This is a genomic window from Pontibacillus salipaludis, assembly GCF_014642405.1.
GTDB lineage: Bacteria > Bacillota > Bacilli > Bacillales > BH030062 > Pontibacillus > Pontibacillus salipaludis.
Genome location: NZ_BMIN01000024.1, coordinates 1 through 15803 on the forward strand (window position 1 = coordinate 1; position 15803 = coordinate 15803).

18 protein-coding genes and 12 tRNA genes are annotated in these 15803 nt (G+C 41.7%); 2 read left to right on the forward strand and 28 right to left on the reverse strand.

Annotated elements, in window-relative coordinates; all coding sequences use genetic code 11:
- Positions 1–135 precede the first annotated feature (135 nt).
- The 13 genes from IEW76_RS18835 to IEW76_RS18895 form a co-directional block, all read right to left on the reverse strand.
- Positions 136–212 (reverse strand) — tRNA-Ile (locus IEW76_RS18835).
- Between the two features lie 10 nt (positions 213–222).
- Positions 223–296: transfer RNA gene (locus IEW76_RS18840), tRNA-Gly, on the reverse strand.
- A gap of 16 nt (positions 297–312) precedes the next feature.
- Positions 313–389 (reverse strand) — tRNA-Pro (locus IEW76_RS18845).
- Between the two features lie 10 nt (positions 390–399).
- Positions 400–476, reverse strand: a tRNA-Arg gene (locus IEW76_RS18850).
- An 86-nt stretch (positions 477–562) separates the two neighbouring features.
- Positions 563–649, reverse strand: a tRNA-Leu gene (locus IEW76_RS18855).
- A gap of 53 nt (positions 650–702) precedes the next feature.
- Positions 703–787: transfer RNA gene (locus tag IEW76_RS18860), tRNA-Leu, on the reverse strand.
- Between the two features lie 14 nt (positions 788–801).
- Positions 802–877 (reverse strand) — tRNA-Lys (locus tag IEW76_RS18865).
- A 10-nt stretch (positions 878–887) separates the two neighbouring features.
- Positions 888–962: transfer RNA gene (locus IEW76_RS18870), tRNA-Gln, on the reverse strand.
- Between the two features lie 7 nt (positions 963–969).
- Positions 970–1046, reverse strand: a tRNA-Asp gene (locus IEW76_RS18875).
- A 10-nt stretch (positions 1047–1056) separates the two neighbouring features.
- Positions 1057–1131 (reverse strand) — tRNA-Glu (locus tag IEW76_RS18880).
- A 10-nt stretch (positions 1132–1141) separates the two neighbouring features.
- Positions 1142–1232 (reverse strand) — tRNA-Ser (locus IEW76_RS18885).
- Between the two features lie 2 nt (positions 1233–1234).
- Positions 1235–1309: transfer RNA gene (locus tag IEW76_RS18890), tRNA-Asn, on the reverse strand.
- Between the two features lie 280 nt (positions 1310–1589).
- The gene (locus IEW76_RS18895) at positions 1590–2036 is read right to left on the reverse strand and encodes a SprT family protein (RefSeq protein ID WP_188655948.1); all 447 of its coding nucleotides are present in this window, start codon (positions 2034–2036) and stop codon (positions 1590–1592) included.
- Between the two features lie 117 nt (positions 2037–2153).
- Here IEW76_RS18895 and cmpA point away from each other — a divergent pair, with 117 nt between their 5' ends.
- Positions 2154–2267, forward strand: coding sequence for a cortex morphogenetic protein CmpA (cmpA, locus tag IEW76_RS18900; protein WP_156969217.1), 114 nt, complete (start codon positions 2154–2156; stop codon positions 2265–2267).
- A 16-nt stretch (positions 2268–2283) separates the two neighbouring features.
- On the opposite strand, the gene IEW76_RS18905 is transcribed toward cmpA, so the two are convergent.
- From IEW76_RS18905 to acpS, 15 genes are all read right to left on the reverse strand, one after another.
- A complete protein-coding gene (locus tag IEW76_RS18905) occupies positions 2284–4446 on the reverse strand; it encodes a Tex family protein (protein WP_188655949.1) in 2163 nt (720 codons plus the stop codon).
- Positions 4447–4580: 134 nt separating this feature from the next.
- Complete coding sequence (locus IEW76_RS18910; protein ID WP_188655950.1) at positions 4581–5174, reverse strand: SpoIIE family protein phosphatase; 594 nt, start codon at positions 5172–5174, stop codon at positions 4581–4583.
- Positions 5171–5962 (reverse strand): RNA polymerase sigma factor SigB, encoded by a 792-nt coding sequence (gene sigB / locus IEW76_RS18915; protein WP_188655951.1) that lies wholly within the window; start codon positions 5960–5962, stop codon positions 5171–5173. Before sigB ends, IEW76_RS18910 begins: the two co-directional genes overlap by 4 nt.
- Positions 5934–6413, reverse strand: a complete 480-nt coding sequence (gene rsbW / locus IEW76_RS18920) for an anti-sigma B factor RsbW (RefSeq protein ID WP_036786609.1) — start codon at positions 6411–6413, stop codon at positions 5934–5936. The genes sigB and rsbW overlap by 29 nt, the downstream gene beginning before the upstream one ends.
- Positions 6413–6748, reverse strand: coding sequence for an STAS domain-containing protein (locus IEW76_RS18925; RefSeq protein ID WP_036786611.1), 336 nt, complete (start codon positions 6746–6748; stop codon positions 6413–6415). The genes rsbW and IEW76_RS18925 overlap by 1 nt, the downstream gene beginning before the upstream one ends.
- A gap of 66 nt (positions 6749–6814) precedes the next feature.
- The gene (locus IEW76_RS18930; RefSeq protein ID WP_188655952.1) at positions 6815–7825 is read right to left on the reverse strand and encodes a PP2C family protein-serine/threonine phosphatase; all 1011 of its coding nucleotides are present in this window, start codon (positions 7823–7825) and stop codon (positions 6815–6817) included.
- A gap of 14 nt (positions 7826–7839) precedes the next feature.
- A complete protein-coding gene (locus IEW76_RS18935; protein WP_036786615.1) occupies positions 7840–8241 on the reverse strand; it encodes an anti-sigma regulatory factor in 402 nt (133 codons plus the stop codon).
- A 4-nt stretch (positions 8242–8245) separates the two neighbouring features.
- Positions 8246–8602 carry an STAS domain-containing protein gene (locus IEW76_RS18940; RefSeq protein ID WP_255688851.1) on the reverse strand — a complete coding sequence of 119 codons (357 nt, stop codon included), beginning with the start codon at positions 8600–8602 and terminating at the stop codon, positions 8246–8248.
- A 5-nt stretch (positions 8603–8607) separates the two neighbouring features.
- Complete coding sequence (gene rsbRA / locus IEW76_RS18945) at positions 8608–9477, reverse strand: RsbT co-antagonist protein RsbRA (RefSeq protein WP_188655954.1); 870 nt, start codon at positions 9475–9477, stop codon at positions 8608–8610.
- A 231-nt stretch (positions 9478–9708) separates the two neighbouring features.
- Complete coding sequence (gene ndoA, locus IEW76_RS18950) at positions 9709–10059, reverse strand: type II toxin-antitoxin system endoribonuclease NdoA (RefSeq protein ID WP_036786621.1); 351 nt, start codon at positions 10057–10059, stop codon at positions 9709–9711.
- Positions 10060–10063: 4 nt separating this feature from the next.
- On the reverse strand, positions 10064–10273 hold the full coding sequence (locus IEW76_RS18955) for an antitoxin (RefSeq protein WP_255688859.1): 210 nt from the start codon (positions 10271–10273) through the stop codon (positions 10064–10066).
- A gap of 216 nt (positions 10274–10489) precedes the next feature.
- A complete protein-coding gene (gene alr, locus IEW76_RS18960) occupies positions 10490–11671 on the reverse strand; it encodes an alanine racemase (protein ID WP_229721307.1) in 1182 nt (393 codons plus the stop codon).
- A 155-nt stretch (positions 11672–11826) separates the two neighbouring features.
- Positions 11827–12852: a LolA family protein gene (locus IEW76_RS18965; RefSeq protein WP_188655957.1), complete on the reverse strand. Its 1026-nt coding sequence runs from the start codon at positions 12850–12852 to the stop codon at positions 11827–11829.
- 50 nt (positions 12853–12902) lie between these two features.
- A complete protein-coding gene (locus IEW76_RS18970) occupies positions 12903–14426 on the reverse strand; it encodes an NAD(P)H-hydrate dehydratase (RefSeq protein WP_188655958.1) in 1524 nt (507 codons plus the stop codon).
- Positions 14427–14501: 75 nt separating this feature from the next.
- Positions 14502–14858, reverse strand: a complete 357-nt coding sequence (acpS, locus tag IEW76_RS18975) for a holo-ACP synthase (protein ID WP_188655959.1) — start codon at positions 14856–14858, stop codon at positions 14502–14504.
- A gap of 138 nt (positions 14859–14996) precedes the next feature.
- On the opposite strand from acpS, the gene IEW76_RS18980 reads away from it, so the two are divergent.
- Positions 14997–15761, forward strand: coding sequence for a rhomboid family intramembrane serine protease (locus IEW76_RS18980; RefSeq protein ID WP_188655960.1), 765 nt, complete (start codon positions 14997–14999; stop codon positions 15759–15761).
- Positions 15762–15803 lie beyond the last annotated feature (42 nt).

Genomic DNA, 15803 nt, shown 5'->3' on the forward strand with positions numbered 1-15803 from the left:
GAGCCAAGATCAAACTCTCCATAAAGTTAGAGTTTGCCTAGCATCAAATAAATGATTACTGGCTTTAAAAAATAATTTAAAGACATTGACGTTACATGTTGTTTCGTTCAGTTTTCAAAGATCAAATGTTTCTTCTGGTGGGCCTGAGTGGACTTGAACCACCGACCTCACGCTTATCAGGCGTGCGCTCTAACCAACTGAGCTACAGGCCCATATTAATAATGGAGCGGGTGATGGGAATCGAACCCACGACATCAGCTTGGAAGGCTGAGGTTTTACCACTAAACTACACCCGCATATAAAGTTTTCCGATGGTCGGGAAGACAGGATTCGAACCTGCGACCCCATGGTCCCAAACCATGTGCTCTACCAAGCTGAGCTACTTCCCGCAAAAGAAAATGGCGCGCCCGAGAGGAGTCGAACCCCTAACCTCTTGATCCGTAGTCAAACGCTCTATCCAATTGAGCTACGGGCGCATGTTGTTTTTTGAAGCGACAAGATTTATTGTATCACGTCTGTTTTATCAATGCAAGAACTTTTTTAAATTTCTTTGTGACTTCAATGGTGCGGTCGAGAGGATTTGAACCTCCACGGGGTGAACCCCCACTAGGCCCTCAACCTAGCGCGTCTGCCATTCCGCCACGACCGCTCATCAATCATGAGCTTTAAACGCTTGATAGCGAAGATCGCTTGCATTAATAATGGTGCGGGTGGAGGGACTTGAACCCCCACGTCGAGAGACACTAGATCCTAAGTCTAGCGCGTCTGCCAATTCCGCCACACCCGCACGGTGTGTATAAGTGGTGAGCCATGGAGGATTCGAACCTCCGACCCTCTGATTAAAAGTCAGATGCTCTACCAACTGAGCTAATGGCTCTTCATATTAATGGCTGGCCCAGCTGGATTCGAACCAGCGCATGACGGTACCAAAAACCGTTGCCTTACCGCTTGGCTATGGGCCAATATAAGTGGCGGTCCGGACGGGACTCGAACCCGCGACCTCCTGCGTGACAGGCAGGCATTCTAACCAACTGAACTACCGGACCAAAAAATAAATGGTGACCCGTACGGGATTCGAACCCGTGTTACCGCCGTGAAAGGGCGGTGTCTTAACCACTTGACCAACGGGCCAGGTAAGAAATGGCGGAGAAGGAGGGATTTGAACCCTCGCGCCGCTTACGCGACCTACACCCTTAGCAGGGGCGCCTCTTCAGCCACTTGAGTACTTCTCCACTGGCTCCAACGGCAGGATTCGAACCTGCGACCGATCGGTTAACAGCCGATAGCTCTACCACTGAGCTACGTTGGAATAAGAATTAATGAAGTATTTGTTTTTTCGGCTCGTTTTGTTTCGCCGACAATTAAATACTTTATCAGATGTTGTTTTTGTTTGCAAGGATTTTTTTAAAAGAATTTCAATCGGCTTGAATGAGTTCTTTTTGTTTTCCTTTGCGACTTTTATATGTTACAACACTTTTTAATGAGTGTCAATAACATCCCCGAAAAAATTAAAATCACTTATTCGGTTAAAGTGCCGTATCGATGACGGCTATAATAATTTAACACGTGGCTCGTCCAAGGTCAATACATTATTCTATCTTTTTTAACTTCCCTTTGCATTTTCCACACCTATACTTCGATGTATTCACCCTTTTCATACGTTTATAGCTATGCCCACACTCCTTGCATTGATAGATATGGTTAGGCTCTCTGTATTGGGAAGGCAATGCCTTACAAAATCGCGGAGACCCCGTTCTCTTTAATAAGGCTCTAAATTCTGGATCACGATGTTGATATCCTTTCCCTTCTATATGAAGGTGATAGTGACATAACTCATGTTTGATTATCCCTTCAAATTCTTCTTCACCTAACTCTGAAAGGTATTTAGGATTCAATTCTATTCTCCTGTGAGCTGGTAAGTAGCGACCTCCCGTTGTACGCAGACGGTTGTTCATCATTACTTCATCATGATACGGCTTACCAAACCATTCTCTTGAGATCCGATCTACCCATCTCACTAACGCTTTATTTTCCATAGTTTCCCCTCCTTTATCACATATAGGCGTTTGTATGCATAACATGAAAGTAACGCTTTATACCTTTCTCAATGACAACATGGCTTTTTACATATTAACAGAAAGGTGGTGTCCTTTATGCCTGGTTGGTTACAGCGACAACTGATGAAAGCATACCAGGAAAAGAATTCTTATCAAATCAAGATGCTTAATCAGTGTTGGTATTTCTATAGAAAAAAACACTGCTCGTAAGCAGTGCTTTCTTCTATTATTCAGCAGGCCCTAACATCGATAAGGCAATCCGCTCTTTTTTCTTATCTACATCTTCGACCCATACGGTTACTACGTCTCCAACCGCCACAACATCTAATGGATGTTTAACAAAACGCTTAGCAAGTTTAGAGATATGAACCAAACCATCTTGTTTTACTCCAATGTCTACAAATACGCCAAAGTCTACGACATTACGCACTGTACCTTGTAACTCCATGCCTTGTCTTAAATCTTCCATTGAAAGAACGTCTTTCTTTAATAAAGGAGTTGGTAAGTCATCACGAGGGTCACGGCCAGGCTGAACTAAAGCTTCTAATATATCTTGGAGTGTAGGAACACCAATCTCTAGTTGGCTAGCAGCCTCGTTTACATTTAGGTTCTTAACCTGGTCATTTAGTTGATCTGTTCCTAGGTCTTCTACAGAACATCCCATTTTCTTCAGCAATTCTTTCGTAGCTTTATAACTCTCAGGGTGAATAGGTGTACGATCTAAAGGTTCATCCCCATCAGGTAACCTTAAGAAACCTATACTTTGCTCATATGTTTTAGCTCCAAGGCGAGGGATTTTCTTTAGCTGATTTCGGTTTGTAAACTTCCCTTGCTCTTCTCTTGCCTTCACAATATTATTCGCAACCGTTTTGCTAAGGCCTGATACATATTGAAGCAGAGAAGGAGAAGCCGTATTAGCATTCACACCTACCTGGTTCACTGTTGTCTCCACAACGAAAGTTAATGATTGATTTAATTTCTTCTGAGTAACGTCATGTTGGTATTGTCCTACACCAATACTCTTAGGATCAATCTTTACTAGTTCAGCTAGCGGGTCTTGCACACGGCGAGCAATAGATACAGCACTCCGCTCTTCTACTTGTAAATCAGGAAACTCTTCACGCGCTAATTTAGAAGCTGAATATACGCTTGCTCCTGCTTCATTTACGATCATGTATGCAATATCTAATTGATTGTTTTGAATCATATCAGCGATAAATTGTTCCGTTTCTCTAGAAGCTGTCCCATTGCCGATCGCAACTAGCTCGATTGGGTATTCCTTCATGAGTTGAAGAATGACTTTCTCTGCACCTTTTTTATCGTTTTTAGGAGGCGTCGGGTAGACGACCTTAATTGCTTGTACTTTCCCAGTTTCATCTACAACAGATAGTTTACAACCTGTTCGATAAGCTGGATCGACTCCAAGCACAGCACGCCCTTTTAATGGAGGTTGTAGCAATAAGTTCTTTAGGTTCTTCGAAAAGACATCAATGGCCTGTTCTTCTGCCCTTTCAGAAAGAGATGTGCGCACTTCTCTTTCTACAGAAGGTTGAATTAACCTTTTATACGAATCTTCAATTGCTTCCTTCCATAATTGGTTGGTTTCACCCGCTTGTTTCGGAACGAGCTTCCTGTGTAAGTAATCCAATACTATATCTACAGGGGGGTGAATTCCTACTTTAAGCACTCCCTCTTTCTCACCACGGTTAAGAGCAAGAACGCGGTGTGATGCGATGGATCGTACAGGTTCTGAATAATCATAGTACATTTCAAAGATACTTTTCTCATCCAATTCTTTATCCTTATCGGCAGACGCAATTGTACCTTTTTCAAATGTTTTGGTTCTGATGTAGTCCCTGTAAGAAGGTTCATCCGAAATCCATTCAGCAATGATATCATTCACTCCTGCAAGCACATCATCAATCGTATGTAATTCGTGTTCTTCTGAAAGATATTGCTCTGCTTCATTTGATAAATGAAGCATTTCATGGTTCCAGATTGCAAGCGCCAAAGGCTCTAGCCCTTTTTCTTTTGCAACGGTCGCTTTTGTCCGTCGCTTTTGCTTATATGGTCTATAAAGGTCTTCCACCTTCTGTAACTGTTGAGCTTGAAGAATTTCTGAACGTAGCTCCTCTGTCAATTTCCCTTGCTCTTCAATTAAACGAACAACCTCTTCTTTCCTTTTCGAGAGATTTTGTCCATATTCCCACTTTTCTTGAATGGTATTGATCTGCACCTCATCCAAGCCGTTCGTTTGCTCTTTACGATATCTGGCAATGAAAGGGACCGTGTTTCCTTCATTGAGAAGTGAGATGACTTCTTGGATTAAAGAAGATTTTATTGAGGTTTCTTGTGCCACCCACTGTATAATTTGAGCTTCATCGTTCATATAAGTTCCTCCTATTCCTTTTGACCCTATTCATCTATTTTACCAAACTCAATCGCTATTTCCTATTTCACCCTGAAAGAGCTTTCTAGGCACAAAAAAACCTTGTCCTCTTACAGTCTGTAAGGACAAGGTTTTTAACCATATTTCATCGCAATAAAAGTTGTATCATCATCGTATTTGACTGGTTGTTGTTGTTTGAATGAATCCATAATTAGTTCTAGGTTCTTGGATACGAATGTGTTTGAGGATAGTGTTCGTTCATTTACTCCATCAGAAAACATAAAGAAAAGCATACCCGGATGTAACGAGTCTCGCTTAACGTTATAAGGCCTTGGGTAGCCAGACAAATAACCTGCTACAGGTATGTTTCGTTGCTTCTTCCCATGGGCAGGGACAACGACAATACCTATATTTCCAATCGAGGTAAAGGAATAAGTTCCTTCAGAGAAATCCATTCTTAGTATACCAAGCACAGCTCCGCGTTTATCCCTTAAAGTATCATTAGCCTTGTTGATAATGGAATCAATAGACCCATTCACATTTTCTTCGATGACTTCCATAACAGCTTTAGACGATTCGCGAGCATACTCACCGCTACCGAGCCCATCTGCTAACGCGCAAATGAACCCATCCTCTGTCTGCTGATAGAAGTAACTATCACCGCAATAGTAATTCCCTTTTTTAGGCTGTTGAAATACTTTTAAATCAACTTTCGGTTCCTTCGTCAATAGTAAGACTCCGACTCATCTGTCTGCAAGGCTTCTTTCAACTTACGAAGAGCGCGTCGCTGCAGTCTGGATACGTGCATTTGCGAAATGCCTAACTGTTCTCCGGTGTCTTTTTGACTCATGTTATCAAAGTAGGTACACCTTAGAATTTCCTGTTCTCTTTCCGTCAGAATTGGAAGTACTTTCTCAAGTAGCATTTGTTGGTCAATCTGATCAAAGCCTTTCTCAGAGTTCCCAATTAGGTCTAAAATTGTTACCGTACTACCATCGGAATCTGCTTCGATTTTTCGATCTACAGATAGTGCCTTATAGCTCTTACCCATCTCCATTGTTTCTAGTACTTCCTCTTCTGAAACGCCAATATAATCAGCAATTTCAATTACAGAAGGAGAACGTTGGAGATCTGTTGTAAGCTCTTCTGCGGCTTTTTTAATTTTAGGACCAAGTTCCTTGATACGACGCGGGACGTGCACACTCCACGTTTTGTCTCTGATGAATCGTTTAATCTCGCCAATAATAGTTGGGATGGCGAATGATTCGAATGATTTTCCAAACGAAGGATCATATCTGCGGATAGCAGCTAGGAGTCCTAACATTCCGACTTGTACTAGATCTTCGTGAATGGAACTGTTTTTAGAGTACTTTTTCGCGATGGATTGAACGAGATCCTCATATTGAAGTACAATCTTTTCTTGTACAACTTCATCTTCAGGGGTTTCCTGTAAGTGTTTGATCCATTCGTAAACCTCACCATCACGTTTATTGTGTGGTTGAGATTTGGTCGTCATTAAACCCCACCTCATTTTCATGAAGATATTTCGTCATTAGAACGATAACTCCATATTTATTATTGATTTCCACTTTATCCATTAGTGCATCGATTAAGAAGAGTCCAAAGCCGCCTTCTCTCAATTCTTCAATTGAGTCTTCTTCTTGGTAAGGGCCTGTATCTTCTTTCACTTTCTTCAGATCAAAGCTACCACCGTGATCAGCCACCATAACTTCTAAACGGTCCTCATACACTCCAAAACCAAGTGTGATTTCACCTTCGCCCGTTTCATTATAAGCGTGCTTCACAGCGTTCGTAATCGCTTCAGAAATTCCTACTTTAAGATCTTCAATATCGTCATAAGCAAATCCCATACGATTGGCGATGCCCGAAATACTTAGTCTTACAACGCCAACATATTCTGCTTTGGCAGGTATCTTGATTTCAATAAAGTCAAATGTCTCTGTCATTACATTCCACCTCGTACCGTAGAATCTGTTTCAATATCAATGATCTCTGTTAACCCTGTAATTTCAAATAAACGGTATACGCGATCATTCATTTTCACCAACGTTAACTGGCTATCATACTCTTTTGTTGATTTGAGAGCACTGATAAATACTCCAAGTCCTGTACTATCCATGTAGGAAACCCCTTCAAGGTCAACCTTCACGACAGCCTGGTCTTCTTGCGTTAAAGGAAGCAATGTTTCTTTTAATTTTGGTGCTGTATATGCATCAATTTCACCGCTTAGAGTTACGGTTTTTAATTTTTCATTATCATCTACATTAATATTAAGATTCATATTTCCTAAGCCTCCGTTTCTTTTTTCTATATCACGCTATAAAAATTTACCCGTTCTTATTTTGAACTAAACGTCACGTCTTATGATTACCATTGTAAAGTCGTCCCTTAACTGGAAATCCTGCAGTCTTTCAAAATGTTGATAGACTTGCTCCGTAATCTCCTGAGCGGGTAAGTGCTTGTACTGGTGTATAACATCTGAAATCTCATCTCTTTCAATGAAACGCTCACCAGCCCGACACTCAGTCACGCCGTCTGTTAATAGGACAATCATGTCACCTGTTTCTACAAGTGTTTCGTACTGCTTGTATGTCGCACTACGATCCACACCTAATACAAGACCCTTCGCTTCTATCTCTGAGAATTCATCATTCTTAGCTGAATAGTAAAACCCAGGTTCATGACCTGCGGATGAATAATAAAAATGATTAGAGGCTTGATCATATAAGCCATAAAACATTGTTATAAACATACTTGGGTCCACATTTCGTTCAACAACCCAGTTCATACCTTCTAATATCGAACTTGGGTACATCTGTTCATCAGGAAAACTATCCATAGAGTACTTAATCATGGACATGCACAATGCTGCTGGAATCCCTTTTCCGATCACATCCGCTACAGCAATTCCAACTGATCCTTTTTGATCCTGAACGAAGTGGTAATAATCTCCGCTCATTTGTTTGGCAGGATGACTTGTTACACCTATATCCAGTCCCTCTAAGTTTGGCTTCGTTGTAGATAACAGGGTATCTTGCATGTTGGCAGCAACTGAAATCTCTGATTGCAGTTCATACTGTTTCTCCCGTAATGCTTGATACTCTTGATAAGCCAGCCCATAAGAAATCATTGTTTCTAAAAGAAAATTCATTGAATTCATAATGTTATCAGGGATATCAGGGTATAGCTCCGACAAGGCTTGTACGTGCACATCTACAATTTCATCAGGTGATATATTCTGTTGGATTGAATGCTTGCTAAATTGTTCAGCACGATAAAGAGCTTGCTCATTTTGAGTCTCAATATATTGCTTTAACAAGTCCTTATAGCTACTAAGATCCATTTTTAAGGTACTCATCTTGATTTCCTCCTTTAGCGGAGCCATTTCACAACTCTCACTTCAGTCCCTTCCCCCTGCCTTGATATTACATCAAAATCATCCATTAAACGTTTGACACCTGGCAATCCTGCACCAAGTCCACCGGAAGTTGAGAAGCCATCTTCCATAACCTGGCTGACATCACGAATTCCAGGGCCTTCATCCATGGCTACGATTCGTAAACCACGTTCATTAATATCTTCGATTGCTTCAAAACAAACCTTACCTGTTCCAGCATATAAATAAATGTTACGGGCAAGCTCAGAGATAGCCGTTGCTATACGAGCCTGATCCACTGTACCAAAGCCAATCTTTTTGGCAATATCTCGCCCGAGTTGCCGGGCACCTACAATGTCCCATTCCTTTTTAATGTTCACACAGGATTGAAAGTCCATTCACTCACTCCTCCAATTCCTGTCGAAGTTTGATCAACCCTTGTTCAAGATCTAAAGCAGTTGGGACGTCTTGTAAGTGAATCCCTAAGTCAATCAGGGTCATTGCCACTGCAGGTTGTATACCTGTCAGAACAACTTTTGCACCCATTAAATCAGACATCGATACGACATCGCCCAGCACTTTTGCAATGAACGAATCAATAATGTCTACAGACGTCAGATCAATGACAACCCCTGTTGCACCACTTTCGTGAATCTTACTAAGAAGATCCTCTTGAAACTGTATAGCCGTTTGATCATCTAAATCGATCTGGATAGAAATTAGTAAATAATTGTGAAGTTTTAAGATGGGTATTCTCATGTTCATCACTCCCTATCCAAAGAGTCTACTAACTCTTCTATTTCATTGTTCTTACTTTGGATATCTTCAATTCGTCTATTCGTTAACTCTAAAGCTGATTCAAACCCTTTTTTCAGTGAGCTCTTTGTCGGGAACTTGCTCAGGTCGATCCCTAAGTTCACAATCGTTTGAGCAATCTCTGGTCGAATACCTACTAATATACAAGTAGACCCAATTAAACGAACAGCTTCCGCCGCTTGTATAATATGATGGGCAACCATTGTATCTACAACAGGAACACCCGTAATATCAATCAAAACGACGTCCGCATGGTGTTTAATAACACCGTCTAATAAGTTTTCCATAATTAACTTAGCTCGTTCTGTATCGATCGTCCCGATTAGAGGCATGACTGTGATGTTTTCCATAACGGGGATTAGCGGAGCTGATAATTCTTGAAGAGCAACTTTTTGTAGGGAGACGATGTTTTCCCAACTACCAGAGTATTCGTTAACGAGTTGGTTAATAACGGGGTCGACCCACTCATCCACTTTGCCCAATACCTCAGAGAAGTACTGTGTATCAACTTTTGTGGATTGTCCTAAAATATAGTTAATGGTTACACGCCTAAAGGCTTGCATTCCATCAGTTAAATAACTTAACGGCCATCCTAAGTTAATGAGCCGCTCTGCAAATCCTTCAATATCGTTCGTGGCCCCTTGTTTCTCAAGACTTGTAAAGATAACGTTTACAAACTCTCGATTCGTACTCTCAAACAATTCATCTGAGATCGAGGATGTGTAGTCGTGTTTCCGGTGCTTCTCTACCTCTTCAAGCCACATTTTAACAATGTCATTACTATTGTTAAGTACTATTTCCTTCAAATTCGCTTCCATCTCGGGACCCCCTATGATTCCTGTTCCATTTAAGTCAGAATTACATCCATTGTCACACTTTTGTATAAGCTATGCAAACAACTTTGCTTGGTCGTTCATCATTATTTTCAAAAAGCGTTTATCCATTCCACTGTAACACCAACGGTTGAATACGGCTACTCTGAACACTCTCTCTTCATTAAGATTTTTACAGATAATAAAATAAGCTACTCGATTTCGAGTAGCTTATTTTTAAAAGTCAATGAGCCCTAAACTGATTTGTAATGCTTCATCAACCCTGCTCATCATAGCTTCATCTAAATGGGTTATCTTGTCTGTAAGCCTTTGCTTATCAATTGTTCGAATCTGCTCTAACAATATGACTGAATCCCGCTCAAATCCATATCGTTCAGCATCAATTTCTACGTGTGTGGGTAATTTTGCTTTTTGTATTTGCGCAGTAATAGCCGCCACAATAACAGTGGGGCTGAAGCGATTACCAATATCATTTTGAAGAATGAGGACTGGGCGGACGCCTCCCTGTTCTGAGCCAACGACCGGGGAAAGGTCAGCAAAGTAAACGTCGCCTCTTTTTACGATCAAATCTTTACACCCCGCTCACTAAGCGTTCGCAGGTAGTTTCTGCCTCCTCTTCAGCTTGAAAAGCTTCTGAAGCAATGTTTAGATTGATCTTTGCCATTTCCATGTAGCCCTGACGCATCGACTCACGAATATGACGTTTTTTACGCTCCCGCAAATACATTTTCGTTGCCTGGTAAATAAAATCGCTCCGATCACCATTTTCGAGTTGTACCATACCATCTAGCTCTTTTAATAAATGCTGTGGTAATTTCACTACAATTTCTTGTGAACTATCGGACACTAAAATGCACCTCCACCATCAACTAAGCACCTTAATCGGTTCATTTCTTTCTCAATCATACCACCAGATCGTGAGCATTGCAAAGGCTCATTGACGATTTTTACCTAATTTACGCTTTTTTCTGTCAAATTTCACACATCTGCGTCGACTTTACACAGGTCCATACCTTTTTCCATTTGAAAACGTTATCCCATTATAAACATCTATTACTTCTTTATCTTTTAGAAAGACTCTTGGAACGCGCTCACTCATCATACATGGAATTTCGTAATTGATTGTGTCTAGATAGTCAGCTATTTCATCAACCTCAATTTCTTCTTTCCCTTGCTTCCCGATTAGCGTCACCTGAGTCCCCACCGGATAAGCTTGATCCAGCTCCACCATGCATTGATCCATGCAAATACGACCTATAATAGGCATACGCTTCCCATTTATAAGCACTTCTATACCTTGGAGCTTTCGAATCCAGCCGTCAGCATACCCAATAGGAATTGTTCCGATCCACTCCTCCTCAGATGTGGTATAGGTCGCTCCGTAACTGATTGACTCGCCTGCAGGTACTTTTTTGGTATGCACCAGCTTACTATGAAGAGAAAAAGATGAGGACAGCTCAATTGGCCTTATTGCTTTAACTTCTTTGGAGGGGTATAACCCATACATACTTATGCCAAATCTGACGATGTGATTCATCTTTTCTGGGAATCGCATACTTAAGGCACTATTACCGGTATGAACTTCAATAGGCTTATCCCAAAGAGATGTAAATGTTTCCATTAAGGCGTCGAAACGGCGCTGCTGCTCTTCTACATAACTCGTTTCCTCTTCGTCTGCGGTTGCGAAGTGAGTAAATACACCTTTTAATAAGAGGCCATCTCCCTTACATTCCTTTAGGACTTCCTCTAACTCATGAGTCTCCCGAATGCCAATACGCCCCATTCCTGTATCGAGCTTAATATGAAAAGATACAACTTGATCCATGTTCATAGCTTTTATTTCACGTAGCCAGTCTGCTTGGAAGGCTGTAAGCGTTATGTCATATTGAGCCGCAACAGTGACATCTTCGGGCCTAGTCCATCCCATTACGAGAATAGGTGCTGTGATGCCAACCTCTCTTAAACGAACCGCTTCATCTAATAAAGCAACCGCCAAACCACTAGCGCCACCCTCTAAAGCCGCTTTGGCTACTTGCACGTCTCCATGTCCATATGCATTTGCTTTTACCACAGCATAAACTTCGGTCTTTTTCGGCAATTGTTGTTTTAAATTCTGGATATTGCCTTGAATGGCATCAAGCTGAACTTCTATCCAGGAGTCCCTATAATACTGCGCCACAAAGACAGCCCCCTCTCGCATTGTGTTTAGTCTTTATTATTGAATGTTCCATTACGCGTGTCAAATTGGAGTAGGACTTGTGACACAGCCTCCTTACAAACCAAAAGCAGACTCATATAATGGAGCGTCTGAGTCTGCTGGTGGATATAGGGACATTATTTCACTACTTTTCCTTGAACGGATTGAGCAACCTGAATCATTTCTTCTTTCGTAAGATCTTCACTAGCGAGGTAGAAGTTCATCCCTTCATGGCTCCACTCTAGTGTTGATCCAGAAAGAGCCCCCATGGTGAATCCTAAGTCTACAATTTCACCGGAAACTTCAACAGGGACAGTGGCACTAGCTGGATAAGATGTCCATGATTCTTGGATTAGCGTATACGATTTATCTCCTTTAAAGCTCAGGATCACTCGTTTGCCATTTTCCATATCAACTTCTTTTTGCTGATCGAGCTCTGCATTTCCAACGCTCGCTTCTGGATATAGAACCGTAAATGGTGTTGGCTCGTTTTCTACTCCATCAGCCATTACCGGGACCCCAAGAGCTCCGCTTGTCATATTCTTCTCCGTCGTGAAAGCATCATCACTGAACTTTGGATTCAATTCGAAAGAAGAGAATTCGACTTCTACGAGCGGTTTACGATCTTTGTCTAGCACTTTCACCATCACAGGCGTTAAACTCTTCTTATCAAAATAGATTTCTTGGTAAGGTAGATTTTTACTATTTTGATAGTTTGTCTTCGTTTCAAATACATAATACGTTTCTGTTGTCTCAAAGCTAGCATCCTGATCCTTCACTACATCAGCTACAAGTGAGTTATACAAGTAAGGCTGGCTGCTATTGTTTGGCCAATCACTTTGGAACTTAAAGCTCTTATTCAGGGCCGGTGTTAATACGTACACGCCGTCTTCATTTTTCAAAATGATTTGACTGTTTTTCTCATCTTGTTCGTTATTTAGCAGTACACGGTAGTAGTCCTTTTTCTTATGCCATACATCAATTTTATACTTTTGCTCTTCTTCGCCTGTCTTCAATGTCATCGTCGCTTCTGTTTTATAGCCACTCATTTCTTCTAGCTTCTTCTGTAAGGACTGGACAACGTCTTCTTTTGACTTCTCCCCACAAGCTGATAGTACGAGCATAAGCGAGGCGACGATCCAGAGCCAATATCTCTTCTTCATAATTACAACTCCTTTGTCTCATTTGAATGGACAAAGGGAACGCACTCACCTTACTCAAAAAGATGTGTACGATACGTTTTTGAAAGACCGTCAATAAGATCAGTAGCTAACAGGTCATACGTTGAATGGGTGTCTTCTGTTAATAGGTCAGCCGTGGATCCATGCAGAAAGACTCCATTATTCAGCGCTTCTTCGATCGATTGCGGTTGCATCACCATGGCGAGCAGCATGCCAGCAAGAACATCTCCGCTCCCGCCTTTTGCTAACCCTACATTTCCGGTTGTATGAACCCACTGATTCCCTTTTGGAGTGGTAACAAGGGTGAAAGCCCCTTTCAATACAACGAAAACGCCATAACGAGATGCAAACTGCCTGGAACACTGAAAAGGCTTCTGTAGTAATTCAGGAACCTCAACACCTAGTAAGTGAGCCATCTCTCCTGGGTGAGGAGTGAGAATAGTTGGGGACGAACGGGATGCCAGATGAGGTAAATAGGCTTTTAAGGCATACAATCCATCTGCGTCGATGAGAACAGGTGATTCTGCCTGTTTGAGCACTTCTTCTAAAAGCTTTTCCCCTTCTTGGTGCCGCCCCATTCCCATTCCAATGGCGATTCCGTCATAGGCAAATTCGATTCCATCTACAGAGTTGATTTTCCCAGCTTGTTCTTCCAGGGCGATAAATGTAGCTTCCGTTACAGACGATGCAAGGATAGAAATAACATCTTTTACAGTCGCTACTGTCAGAAGCCCCGCTCCCGCTCGAAGTGCTGCCCTTGAAGTCATGGTGACAGACCCAGGCATTTGGAGAGCCCCACCGATTACGAGGCCTTTTCCATGGGAGCCCTTATGAGCAAAAGGCTCTCTTTCTGGTAAACTAGCTACTACATCCTCTTTTGTCCATACACTACATGATTCGGGCTTACTTCGCAGAAGGTGATCAGGAAGACCTATCTCAACAGTTTTCCATTCTCCATAAAAAGGAGCTGTATGTTGTAAAAAAGCTGAGACTTTCGGGTACTGAATAACCATCGTATAATCAGACTGAATCGCTTCTTCAAATGATATCCCTTCATCTGCCGGAATTCCGCTTGGGAGGTCAACTGAAATGACTTTCGCCTCTAGCTGATTCACATACGGAACGATCTCGTCATATGGGGAACGAAGTGGTCCCTTTACGCCGATCCCAAGTAAGGCATCGATGATGACGTTTTTCCCAGAACTAAAGGTTCTCAATGAATTCAGATCTTCAAACGTATGATAGCCATACCCAAATGCTTCATAGATCTTCCGGTGGGTTAACGCATCCCCCTGAATGTCTTCATCACTCGGAATCTGCAACACCTCTACACTGTAGCCTCTTTGAAGCAGTGTACGAGCAATAACGAACCCATCTCCCCCGTTATTGCCTTTCCCAACGAGAATGAGTATCTGATCTTTTGAAGACACTTGCTTTTCAACCTGTGTAGCTACAGCTCGGCCAGCATTCTCCATTAGAATGTGACCTTCAAGCCCCAATTCTTCCATAGCGTAACGGTCCGTATCGTACATTTCTTTTGCGGTGACAATGTGCAAATCGTTCCCTCCTACCCGCACTAAAATCATATGAGACAAAGTATGCGATTATGCAGACTAGCCTGACAAGCTTTTTTATTCTTCTATGACAACCTGAGCAATAGCATTGCTTTTGCTATGTGCAATGGATAACCAAATCTTGAAAGGAAAGTTCTTCACATCTATTTCAGGAGCACCTTGATCCGTTCGTAGAACCGAGATATCTAAAAAAGAGTACTCCTTCCCAATCCCTGTTCCCATTGCTTTAGCAAAAGCTTCTTTAGCTGCAAATCGCCCTGCTACAAATTCAGCTTGTCTTTTCGATGCGGTTATATTTTTTAGCAACTCTTGTTCCTTTTCTGTTAATATTCGTTGTAGAAAGCGTTGATTAGACTCAAGACTTTGTTCTATTCGTCCAATCTCTACTAAATCAACACCAATTCCTTTAATCATCCATACCACCACTTTCCTATATGTATTCATAATAACCCTTTAGGATTTGATCATGCAGTTTGTAACATGAATGTACTGGTTTCATTGTATAATGAAATAAGCTGATATCAACTTATTTTAAAGTAAGGAGAACTGATTATGTTTTTTCGAACAGAATCCTTTCAAGACTTCATTCGCTTCTATCCAATCGTAGCTACCTTAATCGGTATTCACATCTTCCTGTGGTTGACCGGAGATCTTCTGCAAATCTCCTATTTCGTTCAATTAGAGCGCTTAGGAAACGGAAATAATTTAGCCACTGCCGACGGGGAATATTGGCGACTTATTACACCGATTTTCTTCCATGCGGGACTAGCGCACATGATATTTAATTCATTCTCTCTCGTCTTATTCGGCCCTGCCCTTGAACAGATGCTTGGGAAAGGAAAGTTCTTGTTAGCCTATCTTGGGGCTGGCTTTGCTGGTAATGTTGGCACCTTTTTACTCGGACCGGATTATTATCTACATGTTGGAGCATCAGGAGCCATATTTGGGCTTTTTGGCGTCTACCTTTATATGATTTATGCTAAAAAGCACCTCATCGATCAGGCCAATGCTCAGATCGTTTTAACCATTACGGTAATAGGGCTTGTGATGACATTCATCCGCCCAAACATTAACATTTACGGGCATATCTTCGGATTGATTGGAGGGTTAGCCCTCGGACCGATTGTAACTTCTGGGGCTCAGACGTTTACGATGAGCTTTTCTCGTTCTAGACGAAGAGGATCGGACTCCGATATCGGATTCGATCCAAATCGGTGGAATAAAAGACGAATCCCATGGCGAAGATTTCTGCCTAAATTCATTTGGGGGATGCTTGTTATCCTCATTATCGCAGGCTTGTTTGGACGATTCTTCTAGAAAATTAACCATAAAAAGGCTCAGAGCTTATTACTTGGCTCT